The sequence below is a fragment of the Pseudomonas aestuarii genome (assembly GCF_027988105.1).
GTDB lineage: Bacteria > Pseudomonadota > Gammaproteobacteria > Pseudomonadales > Pseudomonadaceae > Aquipseudomonas > Aquipseudomonas aestuarii.
The window spans coordinates 1-15018 of sequence record NZ_JAQJZJ010000009.1; the positions used below are offsets into that span (position 1 = coordinate 1).

The following is a 15018-nucleotide window of genomic DNA, read 5'->3' on the forward strand; positions in this document are numbered from 1 at the left end:
GTGCAGGTCGTTATCCAGCACGCTGCCGGTGACCGGGGTAATGCTGTCCTCACTGAGGCTGTTGCCGTCGTCGACCGCATTCGGCACGTCGTCGACGATCTCGATGATGATGCTCGCCGGCAGCGAACTGGCCGTGCCGTCCGAGGTGGTCAGGCTGAATTCGTCGGTCTCGATACCCACGCCGTCGGTGGTCGGGTTGGTCAGCTCGTAGCTGTAGCTGCCGACCCCAGTCAGGCTGTCGTACGCGGTGATGGTCAGGGTGCCGTTGCTACCGGCGAAACTGGCGCCGACCAGGCTGCCGATGGCCACGGTGCTGCCGTTGATGGTCACGCTCTGCAAATCATCGAGGCCATCGGCGTCGCTGAGGCTGAAGCTGCCAACGGCAAACTCGCTGTTGCTGGCCGCCGCCGAGCCCGTCGCCAGGCCGGCCTCATACACCAGATCATTCGCTCCGCCATTACCTGGATCGACGTTTATGACGGGAGTGTCATTGCTGCCATTGATGGTAATGGTCAGGGTTGCGGTGTCGGTATCGCCATCGGCGTCCTGAATGGTGTAGGTAAAGGTCTCGATCAGGCTCTCGCCAGTGTCCAGGCCCTGCACCGCCGGATTACTGGTATTCAGCAGGTAGCTGTAGGTGCCATTGCCGGTGTCGCTGAAGCTGCCGTAGCTGGCGGCCGTACTGGCCCAGCTGACGAAGCTGGCGGGACTGTCCGCTCCAGATTGGTCATTAGCCAGAACATCTCCGGTAATTGCTGCATCGCTGTCTTCAGCAAGACTGTTGCCGTCATCGATCGCAATCGGGCCATCGTCGTTGATCAGGATTATCAGTGGAGCAGCAGGCGAGATATCACCATCGGTATCGACGACCCGAACGGCGAAGGTATCAGCGACCTGATCGTCCGCTCCGGTAGCGCCGGGGATGTTGTGATCGACCGTATTGGTCGTGATGGTATAGACCCAATTACCAGCGGCATCGAAGGTCAATGTCCCGTATTGCCCGGTAACGGTTCCACCCACGCTGATATCAATCCACTCACCGGCGCTATTTTGTACCTGCAACTGCACTTGCAGCGAAGAAACGCCGTCTGGCGACGTAACCAGCAAATAGCCTGACGTTGTCTCATTGGGACTATCGGAATTGCTGCCGCCCGGCAGCGCCGCCTCATCGACCGTGCCTGTTCCGGAGTCGACGCTGGGGTTGTCGTAGACAACCTTGATTGCGGGGATGGAGTTCAGCTCCACAGCTTCTTCGATATCCGGATCGGGAAACTCCGGAATGAAACCGAGGCCCTTGGTAGGAAAACCAATGACCGGGTCGAGCGCACCTGCGGTTTCCCCTAGCAATACGAAAGAATGGCCACCGCCGGCATTGCCACCGGCACCAGCACCAGGTCCCGCAGCCGTAGCAGCCAAACTAGCGGTAGGGTCTTCACCCGCTTCGATGGCCGCCTGCAACTGCTCGACCTCGGCAAGGTCCTGCTCACTGGGTGCGCTCTCGGTGCCTTGGGCCACTGCAGCCGAACCGTCGCCGTGAGCCTCCGCCAGCAGTTGCGTATCGAGCATCAGGTTGCTGTCACGCCCAAGGGTCAGTTCGCCCCCGCCGACCAGGGCAATGGCAACTGCACCGCTTGCACCGGTAACCAACTGCTCACCGGCAAAAACCCGATCACCTTCTGCCAGGGCTCGACGCGCTCCATTGCCAGCTACCGCAAATACCTCGCCGATAACCTGACTGACGACACCAATCAAAGTAGCCATGATTCCTTCCTCACCGCAGCTGCCGACCAGCGTCGACATGCCTGAAAAGAGTCAAGACACCACTGCGACTATGGGACGTTGCTCAAGAGGCGACTGTGTGAAATGAAATGGCAGGAGCAGTCAAAAACCATGTGCGACAAAATAATGTCGCGCTCCCACCGCAGTACTACGCCAATTCAGAACCTACCCTACGCATTGTAAGTCGTGCTTGACCGCCTATTCCGTTCGCCATGCAACAGACTGTTAACCAATGAATACATGGCTCATAGAAGAAACAATGTGCTGCTTTTTCCTGACTGCATAAGATTTTTTCTTCATAAACCTTGTGACAAATTTTTCTTAGCCTCTGCAGAAAGATGTTCTTAGCTCTACTGTTACAAGAGTGGAACAGTTTTACTGGGGCCTTGCCAAAATTTTGGCGACACAAAAAGAACACTAATCAAGGAGATTCATCACATGCGTGCATTAAATCCGCTGTGGAGCAGTATGTTGCTGGCCCTGGCCTGCACTCAGACTCAAGCAATGACCCTCTCGGAAGCGATTCAAAGCACCCTGGACAATCACCCGGAAATCCATGCGGGGATCAACAACCGTCTTTCCTCGGATGAAGAAGTGAAGATGGCCAAAGGTGGCTACCTGCCGACAGTCGACCTGCTGGTCGGCTACGGCCGGGAACACACCGACAGCCCGAGCACCCGCGCACAGGGCGGCCACAACACCGAAACACTCAATGCGCGCAACGCCGAACTGCGTCTGCGACAGATGCTGTTCGATGGTTTCAATACCCCCAATGAAGTCGCACGAACCGAAGCGGTGGTGAACTCGCGGGCCTACCGGTTACTTGGCACCACAGAAAGCCTGGCGCTGCGCACAGTCGAGGTTTATTTGGATATCCTCAAACGCCGTGAACTGATCGATCTGGCAAAAAACAACCTGCTTGCCCACCATCGCATCACCGATCAAATCGATCTGCGTAATCGCCAAGGCGTCGGCAGCACAGCCGACTTCGACCAATCCAACGCACGCCTGGCCCTGGCGGAAAACAACCTCTACACCGAGCAGGTTAATCTGGCGGATGCCGAGGCGAACTTCATCAGCATCACCGGCCTCATGCCGGACGAACTGGTCGCCCCGGTCTCGGTCCGCAGTGCCTTGCCAGAAGACTTGAACGCTGCCCGGCAGGCAGTTATGCAAAACAACCCCTACCTGAAATCAGCGCAAGCCGACGTGCACGCTGCAGAGCAGCAATATGAGGTTGCCAAGTCCCCGTTCTACCCACGTTTCGACGTCGAGTTGGCGACCAATGCCGATGACAATATCCAAGGCGATGAAGGCCACTACAACAGCTGGCGCGCCGCCGTGGTGATGAACTACAACCTGTTCAACGGCCTGCGCGACAAGGCACGCCTGCAGTCCTCCGCTCACCAGATCAACGAATCGATGGACATTCGCAACAACGCGCTGCGCGTGCTCAACGAAAATCTTTCGCTAGCCTGGAACGCCATGGACAACGCCCGCCTGCAAACACCAAAGGCGCGCGACTATGCCGACTACACCACACGGGTTCGCGAGGCTTATCAGCAGCAATTCAGTCTGAGCCAACGCACCCTGCTCGACGTGCTGGACAGTGAGAACGAACTCTTCACCGCCAACCGTCGCTACGCCGAAGTGCGCTACACCGAAGAGTTCGCCATGTACCGCGTGCTGGCTGCCATGGGCGATTTGCTGCGCCACCAGCAAGTGATTGTGCCGACCGAGGCAGTGGCTCTTTCCGATGTAAAGACCGAGGCACGCCTTCCGGCAATGAAGTAATACCGGTCAAGGAGCAGTAACCGTGACGACAATGGAAAGGACTGGACCCGCCAGCGATCCACGCTTGAGCCATGACGATCCATTGCTCGATGGCTTGCTGATCCTCTGCAAGCTCCACGGCTGTAGTGTCAGCCGTGGCAGCCTGAGCGCCGGATTGCCGATGCCCAAGCAACGCCTGAGCGCCGACCTGCTAACGCGCGCGGCAGCACGGGCAGGCCTGCAAGGTCGCTTGCTACGCCGCGAACTGACTGCCATTTCCGCTCTGAACCTTCCAGTGCTGTTATTGCTCAAGAACGGACGCAGCGCAGTCCTGCGCAAGTGGCTGGGCAACGATCAGGCGCTGATTCTGCCGTGTGAAGCAGATGGTGGTGAACAGCGCGTTACGCGCGAGCAACTGGCCGAGGGTTACAGTGGGCAGGCGTTATTCGCTCGTCCTCGACATGAACTGGAAGACGCTCGCACACCACTGCTGCCACGTATCGATGCCTGGTTCCGCGACACCCTCAAGCTGTCCCGCTGGCTGTATACCGATGCCATGCTGGCCAGCCTGCTAGTCAACATGCTTGGCCTGATGGTGCCGCTGTTCGTCATGCAGACCTACGACCGCGTGGTGCCCAACCAAGCCACCTCGACTCTCTGGGTGCTGGCCATCGGCCTGTTCATCGGCACCTCCTTTGAACTGCTATTGCGGGTGCTGCGCGCCAATCTGCTGGACAGCGCTGGCAAGAAGACCGATGTGGTGCTCTCGGCCACCCTGTTTGAACGCATCACCGGCATGTCCATGAAGGCGCGCCCAACCTCTATCGGCGGCTTCGCACAGAACATCCATGACTTCCAAGGCCTGCGCGAGTTCCTAACCGCGGTGACCCTGACCAGCCTGATCGACCTGCCCTTCGCTCTACTGATGATTATGGTGATCGGATTGTTTGGCGGTGCGTTGGTCGCCATTCCGCTGCTGGCCTTTCCACTCACGGCGATCTTCGCCCTGATCATTCAGAGCCGCCTGCGCGACACCGTACAACGCAGCCTGGCATTGGGTGCGGAGCGCCAGGCACTGTTGATCGAAACCCTCGGGGGTCTGGAAACCCTCAAGGCCTGCGGCGCGGAAAGCGAACGCCAACACCAGTGGGAAACCACCCATGGCGCCCTGACCCGGCTGGATGCCCACGCACGCTTCCTCTCATCCCTGGCCACTAACGGCACCCTGTTTCTCCAGCAATGCGCAGGCATGGCCATCATCATCGCCGGGGTCTACGCGATCATCGCTGGCGACATGAGCGTCGGCGCCCTGATCGCCTGTTACATGCTCAATAGCCGGGTGATGGCCCCGCTCGGCCAGGTTGCCGGGCTGATCACCCGCTACCAGCAGGCGCGCCTGACCATGAAAAGTACCGACGCCCTGATGGGGCTGCCACAAGAACGCCAGACCAAGCAGCGCCCCCTGGAACGTACCTTGCTGGAGGGGGCCCTCGATGTGCGACAGGTCAGCTTCAGCTACCCCGGGCAGAGCAGTCCGGCTCTGGCCAAGGTCAGCCTGCGCCTGAACGCTGGCGAGCGTGTCGGCATCATCGGCCGCAGCGGCTCGGGCAAGAGCACCCTGGCGCGCCTGCTGATGGGCTTCTACACGCCGGACGAAGGGCAAATCCTGCTCGATGGCCTGGACCTGCGCCAGCTCGACGTAGCCGACCTGCGCCATCAGATCGGCTACGTTGCTCACGATCTGCCGTTATTGGCTGGCAGCCTGCGCGACAACCTGACTCTCGGCGCACGCTATGTCAGCGACGCGCGCATGCTCGAAGTGGCCGAAATGACCGGCGTCAGTGAACTGGCTCGGCAACACCCGCAAGGCTTCGATCGCCCGGTCGGCGAACGTGGCCAACAACTTTCTGGCGGCCAGCGCCAAGCCGTGCTGCTGGCCCGCGCTCTGCTACTTGATCCACAAATCCTGGTGTTCGACGAGCCGACCAGCGCGATGGACAATACTAGCGAGGAAATTCTGCGCAGCCGCCTGCATACATGGGCCCAGGGTAAAACCATGCTGCTGATTACCCACCGCAGTTCGATGCTCAGCCTGGTCGATCGGCTGGTGGTGCTGGACAACGGCCATATCGTCGCCGATGGACCGAAAGAGGTGGTAATCGAAGCCTTGCGCAAGGGCCGCGTCGGCCCGACAGCGGGATAGGAAGGTACCTATGCAACCGCATCAAGCCATCCTCGCCTACTTCGCCAGCCTGGGCCGGCGCAAGCAGGACACCGAGTTCATGCCAGAGGTCGAGGGCGCGATTCTCGAGGATTCGCCCTGGATGTCGCGAATCACCATCTGGGTAGTCTGTGCCTGCCTGATCGCCGCCTTGCTCTGGGCCCATTTTGCCGTGCTCGAAGAAGTCACCACCGGCGAGGGCAAAGCGATTCCCTCGAGTAAAATCCAGGTTATCCAGAACCTCGAAGGCGGCATCGTCAGTGAGATATTCGTGCGCGAAGGTCAGTTGGTGAACAAGGACGATGTGCTGCTGCGCCTCGACGACACCCGTTTTCTCTCGAACAAGGGCGAGACGGAAGCAGACCGCCTGGCGCTGATTGCCCGCATCGAACGACTGACCGCCGAAGCCGAAGGCCGGCCTATCGCCATGCCCGAAGAAATCACCCGCACGGCAGCGCAACTGGCCGAGGACGAACTGGCACTCTATGACTCGCGACAACAGCGCCTGCACAGCGAACAACGCACCCTCGGCGAACAGCTGCTGCAAAAAAGCCAGGAGCTCGCGGAATTTCGCTCCAAGGCTCGGCAATACCGTTCCAGCCTGGGCCTGATCCAGCAAGAGCTGAACATGTCGCAACCCCTGGTAGCCGCAGGGGCAATTTCCCAGGTGGAAATACTCCGCCTGCGTCGAAGTGCAGTCGAAGTGCGTGGCTCACTGGATGCCACTACCTTGGCCATCCCCAGGGCGGAAGCGGCGGTCAACGAGATCAAGAGCAAGATCGAGGAATCCGAGCTGGGCTTTCGCTCAGACGCCTTCAAGGAACTCAACGATGCCCGCACCGAACTGAAGAAAATCACCGCCACCAGCTCGGCCATTCAGGACCGGGTCAGCCGCACCACGGTGGTGTCTCCGGTCAACGGCATCATCAAACAACTGAAGATCAACACCATCGGCGGCGTCGTCCAGCCGGGCAGCGACATGTTGGAAATCGTACCGTTGGAGGACAATCTGCTGATAGAAGCCAAGGTGCGCCCGCAGGATGTCGCCTTTCTCCATCCAGGGCAGAAGGCCATGATCAAGTTCAGCGCCTACGACTACACCATCTATGGCGGCCTCAAGGCCAACCTGGAACTGATCAGCGCCGACACCATCACCGATGAAGAAGGCAAGAGTTTCTACCTGATCCAGCTACGGACCGATAAAAGCCACTTGGGCAGCGATGAGCATCCATTGCTGATCATTCCCGGCATGATCGCCACCGTAGACATCATCACCGGCAAGAAAAGCGTGCTGGACTACCTGCTCAAACCCGTGCTCAAGGCCCGCGCCGAAGCATTGCGCGAGCGCTGAAGCGGGGCATTTCGTCAGCGACCAGCGCTTGCACGGCGCCGCCGGGCGCGGGTTCCGCAGAGAGCGGGGTTTCCGCAACTCGATGCCGGAGCCTTACCAGCTTTCATGGCTGAATTTGCGCCTGCCTGGCCGCCCCCTCGCCAAGCTCATTTTCCGATGCAATCAGGGAAGGCTCTCAAGTCATGCCCAGCGCCCCCGAGTGCACCCGAATGAACCTGCCCATGCCCTCAGCCGCGCTGATGATTGCGCCGAAACGTCTCAACGCCCATCGCCTCGATCTGCCCTTCGATCAAGGCCTCGAACGGCTTGAGCAACGCATCGAACTGCGCCGGCGCCTCCAGGACTCCCAGCGCACTGACAACCGCCTCGATAGTCGACAAAGCCCCCGGCATCGGCGCCTTGCGCAACCGATAGCGCGACTCCAGCCCATCCACCAAAGTCACCCGCGGCAACGTCGCCAGCAGCGGATTGCAATGCAGCAGTTTGCGCGCCTTGCGCCAGGTGCCATCGGGCACAATCAACAACGCCGGCAACCCGTCCAGTTGCCTCGCGAACTGCGGTAAAGGCTGAGCCTGCTCCCCGGGAAACAGCAAACACGCCCGATAACCGGGCTGCGCCAACAGCGCCGGCAAGTCCTCGAACACCTCGCCTACGCGCAACTCGGCGTTGTTCAGGCCCAGCGCCGCCAAGCGTGCGGTATTCAACGCATGCCTGACTTCGCTCGGGTGCTGCAGAATCAGCACCCGCGTGCGACTCGACAACCGGGGAATCAGCGCACATAAACAGTGGTCTAGCGGGCGACTACAGCGCGGGCAGTGGGGGCGTGACATCGGCATCTCCTTGGCCGATCAGTTTGCCACAGGCCTGACTACAAGCCACTTGCCCGTGCCTATTGCCGGTGGTTTTCGCCATGCCCGCGGGCTGGATAAAGTAGTCATCAGTGCCAGGCGATCCCTTGCCGCGATGCTACTGACCCATGAGATTGCACCCGTCCAGGACCGCTGGCCAGCACCTCGCCTGGATACCATCGGAGGCAGGGTGCAGGCGCAAGATTTCCCAGGTTTTCATTAGGTTGCAAAAATATTGCTCACCCGGTCTAGATGAACAGCAAGGCCTCACTGCCGGCCCTTACAGGTGAGCAGCCTGGTTCACTCCCCCACCCTGCAAGGCTGTTTAGCAGCCTTGCGCCTTGTTGCTAAGGCCCTGCTGATAGCGGCCGTTGGGCTTCGCCGCCAAGCGACCCACCCCAACGGGGCTAATCACAGCCAGCATTAGCGATTGAAGCGCTCGGCCAGGCTGTGCAGATATTCGGCCATCTGCTCCAACTCCTTGCCGACTGCCGCCCCTTGGTGTGCCTGCCCGGCACTCTGGTCGGACAGTTGGGCAATGCGGGTGATCTGCCGGCTGATGTCTTCGGCGACATGGCTTTGCTCCTCGGAGGCGGTGGCCATCTGCTGACTCATGCCGGTGATATGGCTGACCGACGCACTGATGCCATCCAGCGCCAAACGCACCGCTTCGACGCTCTGTACACTCTCGCGGGAGATCTCCTCGCCCCTGCCGGCGGTAACCACCGCCCGCTCCGCACCAGCCCTGAGGGAGGCGATGATCTGGTGAATTTGTTCGGTCGACTCGCGCGTACGTGCGGCCAGTGCCCGCACCTCGTCGGCCACCACGGCGAATCCACGCCCCTGCTCACCCGCACGTGCCGCTTCGATGGCGGCATTCAGAGCGAGCAGGTTGGTCTGTTCGGCAATCGAGGTAATCACATCGGCTACGCTGCCAATCGACTGGGTCGAATTGGCCAGGTCATTCACCGCCTGGCCAATATCGACCACCGATTTGGCCATATGCTGCATAGATAGCAGGCTGTCTGCTGCCAGTTGCAGGCCGTGCCTGGCCAGCCCATCCGCCTCTTCGGCTGCATGGGAGGTGTTTTGTACGTTGTGCGTGACCTCCTGAATGGTCGCGGCCATCTGGTTGATCGCGGTGGCCGACTGGTCGGCCTCGCTGCGCTGCTGATCGAGCATCTCTGCGCCGGAACGCGACAATTGCGCCGATTGCGCCGCATGTTTCTTGACGTTGATACCGGCATCTTCCAGGCGGGTAAGCGCCGTCTGGAGGCGCGCCTCTTCGCTGATCATCGCCATATCCAGCAAAGCCTGGGCACCGCGATTATCGCTATAGGTCAAGGCCACCAGGCTGCTGGTAAAGGCCTTGGGGTGATCGGCCAAGGTCTGCCGAATCGACTGGCGACTACTGGACAGTTGATAAACACCCAAGGCAACCAGGGTTGCCGCGATGAAGGCCAGTAGCCAGGGGCCTTCGACCAGCGAATGCACCCCTAGAATCGCCAGGCCGGCGAGAATCAGTGGCCAGGAGCGAACCAGGCTGTGGGTCCAGTCCTCGAGCAGAGGTGTCGCAGCCTTGCCAGCCCTGAGCCTTGCATAGAGCGCCTCGGCCCGGCGCTTCTGCGCTTCGCTGGGCAAGGTGCGAACCGACTCGTAGCCGGACATCTGGCCGCCTTCATAGATCGGCGTGACATAGGCACTGACCCAGTAGAAATCACCGTTTTTTGCGCGGTTCTTGACGATGCCCATCCAGGGTTTGCCCTGCTTGATGGTTTCCCACATATGGGCAAATACCGTTGGCGGCATATCGGGGTGGCGCACCTGGTTGTGCGGCTTGCCGATCAGCTCTTCCCGGGTGAAACCGCTGATGGTGACGAAAGCATCGTTGCAGTAGCTGACATTGCTATTGAGGTCGGTGGTTGAAATCAGCCGCTCGTGTGCTGCGAAGGTTCTTTCCCGCTGTGTCACTGGAAGATTCTGGCGCATCGCATGCAATCCCTGTCGTTGATAAATTCTGTCCGCCGCCGCTCATAACGCTTATTTCTAGCACAGCGAAAGCAATATGCCACCTCGGCATTAAGTAAATTTGACTGAAACGACAGGAAGTGTGTCAACGAGCGCTGAGCTGGGCCTTCAACAAGTCCCTGAAGGTCTGGATCAACGGCTCGCGCGAACGGCCACGGCGCAGGATCAGGGAAAACGGCGCCTGATAGCCAAAGGTCGCCGGCAGCAGGACGCGCAGCCCCCCTTGCTCGACCCAGGGATGGGCATAGTGTTCCGGCAGATAGCCGATATAGGCGCCGGACAGCACCAGGATCAGCTGCGCTTCCATCGACTCCACCGTCGCCGCGCTGTGCTTGAAGCCGTGTCGCGCCAGCTCGGCCTGACTCCAGTAGCCACGGCCGACCATGCGCTGCTGGGCGATCACCTCCTCGGGGATGCGCCGCTCGCCAAACAGTGAATGGCGCTCGCTGCAGTACAGCCAGTGCTGTTCGCGGTACAGCGGCTGGTAGACCAGGCCATTCATCCGGGTGGAAAAGGCGCCAATGGCCAGGTCCAGGCGGTTATCCAGTACCGCCAATTGCAGCTCGTAAGGGCTCATCACCGACAGATGCAGGTGTACGGCCGGGTGCTCCTGACTATAGGCACCGATCACCTCGGCCAACGGCAGGGCCGGATCGCTGACGGTTGAATCCAGCACGCCGAGGTTGAGGGTGCCGCGCAGTTCGCCCTTGAGGGCGGCAGAGTAGCGTTCGAAGCCTTCCAGCTCGCCGAGCAGGCGCAGGGTTTCCTGGTAGAACAGCTCACCTTTGCTGGTCAGGCTGAAGCCGCCGCGACCACGATGGCACAGGCTCAGGCCGAGCTGGCCTTCCAGCTGGCTCATATAGGTGCTGATCGCCGAAGTCGACAGGTTCAGTTCCTGCTGCGCCGCGGCGAAACCCTGCTGGCGCACCACGCTGACGAAAATGCGCAGCAGCTTCAAATCGGGCAAGGCGTGGCTCATGGTTTTCTCGTCAGGTGTCGCAGAGATCAATGCGCCGCGCGCAGCACAAAGGTCGCCAGTGTAGGACGGGGCCATTAGTTTAGAAATATCTGAACTAAGTTTTTGTCCTCAGCGATTTTTCCTGCCACCTTCCTGTCCAACAATCCGGCCCGACGACTATTACAACCATAACAACCGTGAGGCCTTCCCATGGACAAGATTCTGCACCAACCCCTGGGCGGCAATGAGATGCCCCGTTTCGGCGGCATAGCCACCATGATGCGCCTGCCGCACATCCAGACGTCCGCCGAGCAGCACGACCTCGATGTCGGCTTTATCGGCGTACCGCTCGATATCGGCACCTCGCTGCGCTCCGGCACCCGCTTCGGCCCGCGGGAGATTCGCGCCCAGTCGGTGATGATTCGCCCCTACAACATGGCTACCGGCGCCGCACCCTTCGACTCACTGAACGTGGCCGACATCGGCGACGTCCCGATCAATACCTTCAATATGCTGGAAGCGGTACGTATCATCGAGGAGTTCTATGACAATGTTCTCGAGCACGGCATCATCCCACTGACCCTCGGCGGCGACCACACCATCACCCTGCCGATCCTGCGCGCGCTGAAGAAGAAGCATGGCAAGATCGGCCTGGTGCATATCGACGCCCATGCCGATGTGAATGATCACATGTTCGGCGAGAAAATCGCCCACGGCACCACCTTCCGCCGCGCTGTCGAGGAAGACCTGCTAGATTGCGACCGCGTGGTGCAGATCGGCCTGCGCGCCCAGGGCTATACCGCCGAAGACTTCAACTGGAGCCGCAAGCAGGGCTTCCGTGTGGTCCAGGCCGAAGAATGCTGGCACAAGTCCCTGGCCCCCCTGATGGAAGAAGTGCGCGCCAAGGTCGATGGTGGCCCGGTCTACTTGAGTTTCGATATTGACGGCATCGACCCGGCTTGGGCGCCCGGCACCGGCACCCCGGAAATCGGCGGTCTGACCACTATCCAGGCGATCGAGATCATTCGCGGCTGCCAGGGTCTGCAGCTGATCGGCGGCGATCTGGTCGAGGTCTCCCCGCCCTACGACACCACCGGCAACACCTCGTTGCTCGGCGCCAACCTTCTCTATGAAATGCTCTGCGTGTTGCCGGGTGTCCAGCACCGCTGAACAGGCCTTTCATATTCAACGGGCAGCGCACGCGCTGCCCGTGCACTACAACAATAAATAGGGTGCCAAGATGAACCACGAACAAGCCATGCCCCTGCTGGACGACCAACCGCCGGCAGACAACTCATACAATCTGCGCCAGCTGCTGATCTTCCTGATCCCTTCGCTACTCGGCGTCCTGCTGTTTCTTACCCCGGTTGTCTACGACGGCAAGGTCACCATCGGCCTCGGCGTCATGGCCGACGTCCTGAAAGCCTCGCTGAGCGCCTGGTTGCCGGCTATCGCCACTGGACTGCTGCTGTTCTCCGCCGCCCTCGGCCTGCTCGGCTCGGCTCTCAAGCCGCGCTGGCTTACCCAGCGCCACGCCCTTAACGAGATGTTCAACCTGAGCCCGCTGTGGCTCGGCCTGCGCGTGCTCGGCGCGGTGTTTGCCGCCATGACCTTCTGGCAGTTCGGCCCGGAATGGGTGTGGAACGCCAACACCGGCGGCGTGGTGCTGAAAGACCTGGCCCCGGTGCTGATCACCTTCTTCCTGGTCGCGGGCCTGATCCTGCCGCTGCTCACCGACTTCGGCCTGATGGAATTCTGCGGCACCCTGGTGCGCAACGTGTTCCGCAAGGTCTTCGGCCTGCCGGGCCGCTCGGCCATCGACGCCATCGCCAGCTGGCTCGGCTCCGGCACCGTCGGCGTACTGATCACCGCCCAGCAGTACCAGAAGGGCTTCTATAGCGCCCGGGAAGCGGCGGTGATTGCCACCAACTTCTCGGTCGCCTCGATCGCCTTCAGCCTGCTGATCACCAGCTTTATGAAGCTCGACCACCTGTTCGTGCCCTTCTACCTCACCGTAGTGGTAGCGGGCCTGGCGGCGGCGATCATCACCCCGCGCATTCCACCGCTGTCGTGGAAAAAGGACGAGTACGTCGCCGGCGTCGGCAAGCAGATCAAGGAAGACGTACCGGCCGGCACCTCGCTGCTGCGCTGGGGCGTCTTGCAGGCGGTGAATCGCGCCAATGCCAACCCGTCGCCGACGCAGATGGTCAAGGTCGGCGTGCATAACGTGGTGGATATCTGGCTCGGCCTGCTGCCGCTGGTGATGGCCATCGGCACCGTGTCCCTGGCGATTGCCGAGTACACGCCGATCTTCAACTGGCTGTCCGCACCGATCGTGCCTTTGCTGGAACTGCTGCAACTGCCGGAAGCCGCCAAGGCCGCACCGGCCATGCTGGTGGGTTTTGCCGATATGTTCCTACCGGCGGTGCTGGGCAAGGGCATCGAGAGCGAACTGACCCGCTTCGTGGTGGCCTGCGTGTCGCTGACCCAGCTGATCTACATGTCGGAAGTCGGCGTGCTGATCATCAAGGCCAAGCTGCCACTGAACCTGCTCGAACTGTTCGCCATCTTTATCATTCGCACCCTGATCACCCTGCCGATCATCGCGCTGATGGCGCACTGGATCGTCGGCTGACCGCACTGCCCTTAATCCGCCAGCTCCGCGGCAGGGCGAGGGCTTCTGATCGGATCACAATACCAACAATATCACTGGAGATTCGACAATGACCGGCTCCCTCCTGGGTCACGACACCCTGAGTAGTTCGCAGACGAAGAGCATGAAGTTCTTTGCCACCTTCGCCCTCTGGCTCGGCGCCAACATGGTGGTGACAACCATCCTGACCGGAATGCTGCTGGTTCCAGATCTGGACTTTCGCGATGCCTTGGGCACGGTCGTACTTGGCACACTGATCGGCGCCATCCCCCTGGTACTCGTCGGGTTGATGGGCCAGCGCACTGGCCTGCCGACCATGGTCCTGAGCCGACGCGCCTACGGCAACCTGGGAGCAAAGTTCATCTCCCTGGTCAACATCTGCATGCTGGTCGGCTGGAGCTGGATTCAGGCCCTGCTGGCAGCCATGAGCCTTAATTACGCCATTGAGTCGACCTTCGGCTACAGCAACCTGCCCTTGATGACAGTGATCTGCGAAGCCATCGTGGTGTTGGTCGTGCTGCGTGGCCATCTCGGTATCGAGCGAGTCGAGCGCTGGGCCGCCGTACTGATGCTGACTCTGTCGCTGGCCGTGTTCTATGCCCTGAACAGCCACTATGACCTCGGTTCGCTGCTGGAGCTGCCTAAACGTGTCGACGGCATCACTATCGGCATAGCCTTCGACATCGTCGTAGCTACCGCTTTCTCTTGGATATCGTCTTCGGCTGACTACAACCGCAACTGCAACTCACCACGCACGGCCGTCTGCGCCACCTACCTGGGTTACTTCACCGCCACCCTGCTAGCCATGACCCTGGGCGCGGCAGTATCGGGCCTGTCCCTGCTCAACAACATGGAGCAGACATATGACCCGACCCAACTGCTCAGCCACTTCGGCTTCGGCCTGCCGGCTGCCCTGGTAATTTTTCTCTCGGTAATGACCACCAACATCATGGCGGTTTACAGTGCCACCCTGTCTGCGATGAACCTGGCCCCCGAAATGAAATTCTGGAAGCCGGCCTTGACAATCGGTCTGGTCAGTGTCTTCGGCGCCCTGATCCCAGGCATCCTCGACCAGTTCCAGAACTTTCTGATCATCATCGGTGGCCTGTTCATTCCGGCATTCGCCGTGATGATCTGCGACTATTATTTGATTGATGCCAGCAGCTACAACGCAGGCCTGCTCAGCCAGAAACAGCAGATCGGCTTGCCCACGGCCAAGTTTGCCTTCGCCGCCTACCTGATCGGCGCCGGGCTATCTAGCTACTGGACCCTAGTCTCGCCCCTGTCCTTCGGCTCGTCGCTGCCAGTGTTCATCATCACTGGCTTGCTTTACTGGGCAAGCGTCAAGCTCCTTGTCCTTCCCGGCACGCAGCTGAGCGCCCAGCAAACCTCGAAAGGCTGATACTC

The 15018-nt window shown here is 60.4% G+C and carries 10 protein-coding genes; 6 read left to right on the forward strand and 4 right to left on the reverse strand.

Annotated features, from left to right (window positions below; all coding sequences use genetic code 11):
* The coding region (locus tag PH586_RS17790; RefSeq protein ID WP_271349091.1) for a retention module-containing protein at positions 1-1761 on the reverse strand (1761 nt) is incomplete at its 3' end.
* A 456-nt stretch (positions 1762-2217) separates the two neighbouring features.
* On the opposite strand from PH586_RS17790, the gene PH586_RS17795 reads away from it, so the two are divergent.
* From PH586_RS17795 to PH586_RS17805, 3 genes are read left to right on the forward strand one after another with little or no spacing between them, the layout of a single operon-like run.
* Positions 2218-3573, forward strand: a complete 1356-nt coding sequence (locus PH586_RS17795) for a TolC family outer membrane protein (RefSeq protein WP_271349092.1) — start codon at positions 2218-2220, stop codon at positions 3571-3573.
* Between the two features lie 31 nt (positions 3574-3604).
* Positions 3605-5755 carry a type I secretion system permease/ATPase gene (locus PH586_RS17800; protein ID WP_271349363.1) on the forward strand — a complete coding sequence of 717 codons (2151 nt, stop codon included), beginning with the start codon at positions 3605-3607 and terminating at the stop codon, positions 5753-5755.
* 10 nt (positions 5756-5765) lie between these two features.
* Positions 5766-7124, forward strand: a complete 1359-nt coding sequence (locus PH586_RS17805) for an HlyD family type I secretion periplasmic adaptor subunit (RefSeq protein WP_271349093.1) — start codon at positions 5766-5768, stop codon at positions 7122-7124.
* A gap of 227 nt (positions 7125-7351) precedes the next feature.
* Here PH586_RS17805 and PH586_RS17810 read toward each other — a convergent pair whose 3' ends face one another.
* From PH586_RS17810 to PH586_RS17820, 3 genes are all read right to left on the reverse strand, one after another.
* On the reverse strand, positions 7352-7954 hold the full coding sequence (locus tag PH586_RS17810) for a tRNA-uridine aminocarboxypropyltransferase (RefSeq protein ID WP_271349094.1): 603 nt from the start codon (positions 7952-7954) through the stop codon (positions 7352-7354).
* A 441-nt stretch (positions 7955-8395) separates the two neighbouring features.
* Positions 8396-9961: a methyl-accepting chemotaxis protein gene (locus tag PH586_RS17815; RefSeq protein WP_271349095.1), complete on the reverse strand. Its 1566-nt coding sequence runs from the start codon at positions 9959-9961 to the stop codon at positions 8396-8398.
* A 124-nt stretch (positions 9962-10085) separates the two neighbouring features.
* Positions 10086-10979 (reverse strand): LysR family transcriptional regulator, encoded by an 894-nt coding sequence (locus PH586_RS17820; protein ID WP_271349096.1) that lies wholly within the window; start codon positions 10977-10979, stop codon positions 10086-10088.
* 189 nt (positions 10980-11168) lie between these two features.
* On the opposite strand from PH586_RS17820, the gene speB reads away from it, so the two are divergent.
* The 3 genes from speB (at position 11169) to PH586_RS17835 (ending at position 15013) form a co-directional block, all read left to right on the forward strand.
* The gene (gene speB / locus PH586_RS17825; RefSeq protein ID WP_271349097.1) at positions 11169-12128 is read left to right on the forward strand and encodes an agmatinase; all 960 of its coding nucleotides are present in this window, start codon (positions 11169-11171) and stop codon (positions 12126-12128) included.
* 70 nt (positions 12129-12198) lie between these two features.
* On the forward strand, positions 12199-13593 hold the full coding sequence (locus tag PH586_RS17830) for a YjiH family protein (RefSeq protein ID WP_271349098.1): 1395 nt from the start codon (positions 12199-12201) through the stop codon (positions 13591-13593).
* An 88-nt stretch (positions 13594-13681) separates the two neighbouring features.
* Positions 13682-15013 carry a purine-cytosine permease family protein gene (locus PH586_RS17835; protein WP_271349099.1) on the forward strand — a complete coding sequence of 444 codons (1332 nt, stop codon included), beginning with the start codon at positions 13682-13684 and terminating at the stop codon, positions 15011-15013.
* The last annotated feature ends 5 nt before the right edge of the window (positions 15014-15018 follow it).

Bases quoted from the DNA above. Each gene is read 5' to 3' on its own strand.
- PH586_RS17795 (WP_271349092.1), top strand. From the start codon at position 2,218: ATGCGTGCATTAAATCCGCTGTGGAGCAGTATGTTGCTGGCCCTGGCC.
- PH586_RS17800 (WP_271349363.1), top strand. From the start codon at position 3,605: ATGGAAAGGACTGGACCCGCCAGCGATCCACGCTTGAGCCATGACGAT.
- PH586_RS17805 (WP_271349093.1), top strand. From the start codon at position 5,766: ATGCAACCGCATCAAGCCATCCTCGCCTACTTCGCCAGCCTGGGCCGG.
- PH586_RS17810 (WP_271349094.1), bottom strand. From the start codon at position 7,954: ATGTCACGCCCCCACTGCCCGCGCTGTAGTCGCCCGCTAGACCACTGT.
- PH586_RS17815 (WP_271349095.1), bottom strand. From the start codon at position 9,961: ATGCGCCAGAATCTTCCAGTGACACAGCGGGAAAGAACCTTCGCAGCA.
- PH586_RS17820 (WP_271349096.1), bottom strand. From the start codon at position 10,979: ATGAGCCACGCCTTGCCCGATTTGAAGCTGCTGCGCATTTTCGTCAGC.
- speB (WP_271349097.1), top strand. From the start codon at position 11,169: ATGGACAAGATTCTGCACCAACCCCTGGGCGGCAATGAGATGCCCCGT.
- PH586_RS17830 (WP_271349098.1), top strand. From the start codon at position 12,199: ATGAACCACGAACAAGCCATGCCCCTGCTGGACGACCAACCGCCGGCA.
- PH586_RS17835 (WP_271349099.1), top strand. From the start codon at position 13,682: ATGACCGGCTCCCTCCTGGGTCACGACACCCTGAGTAGTTCGCAGACG.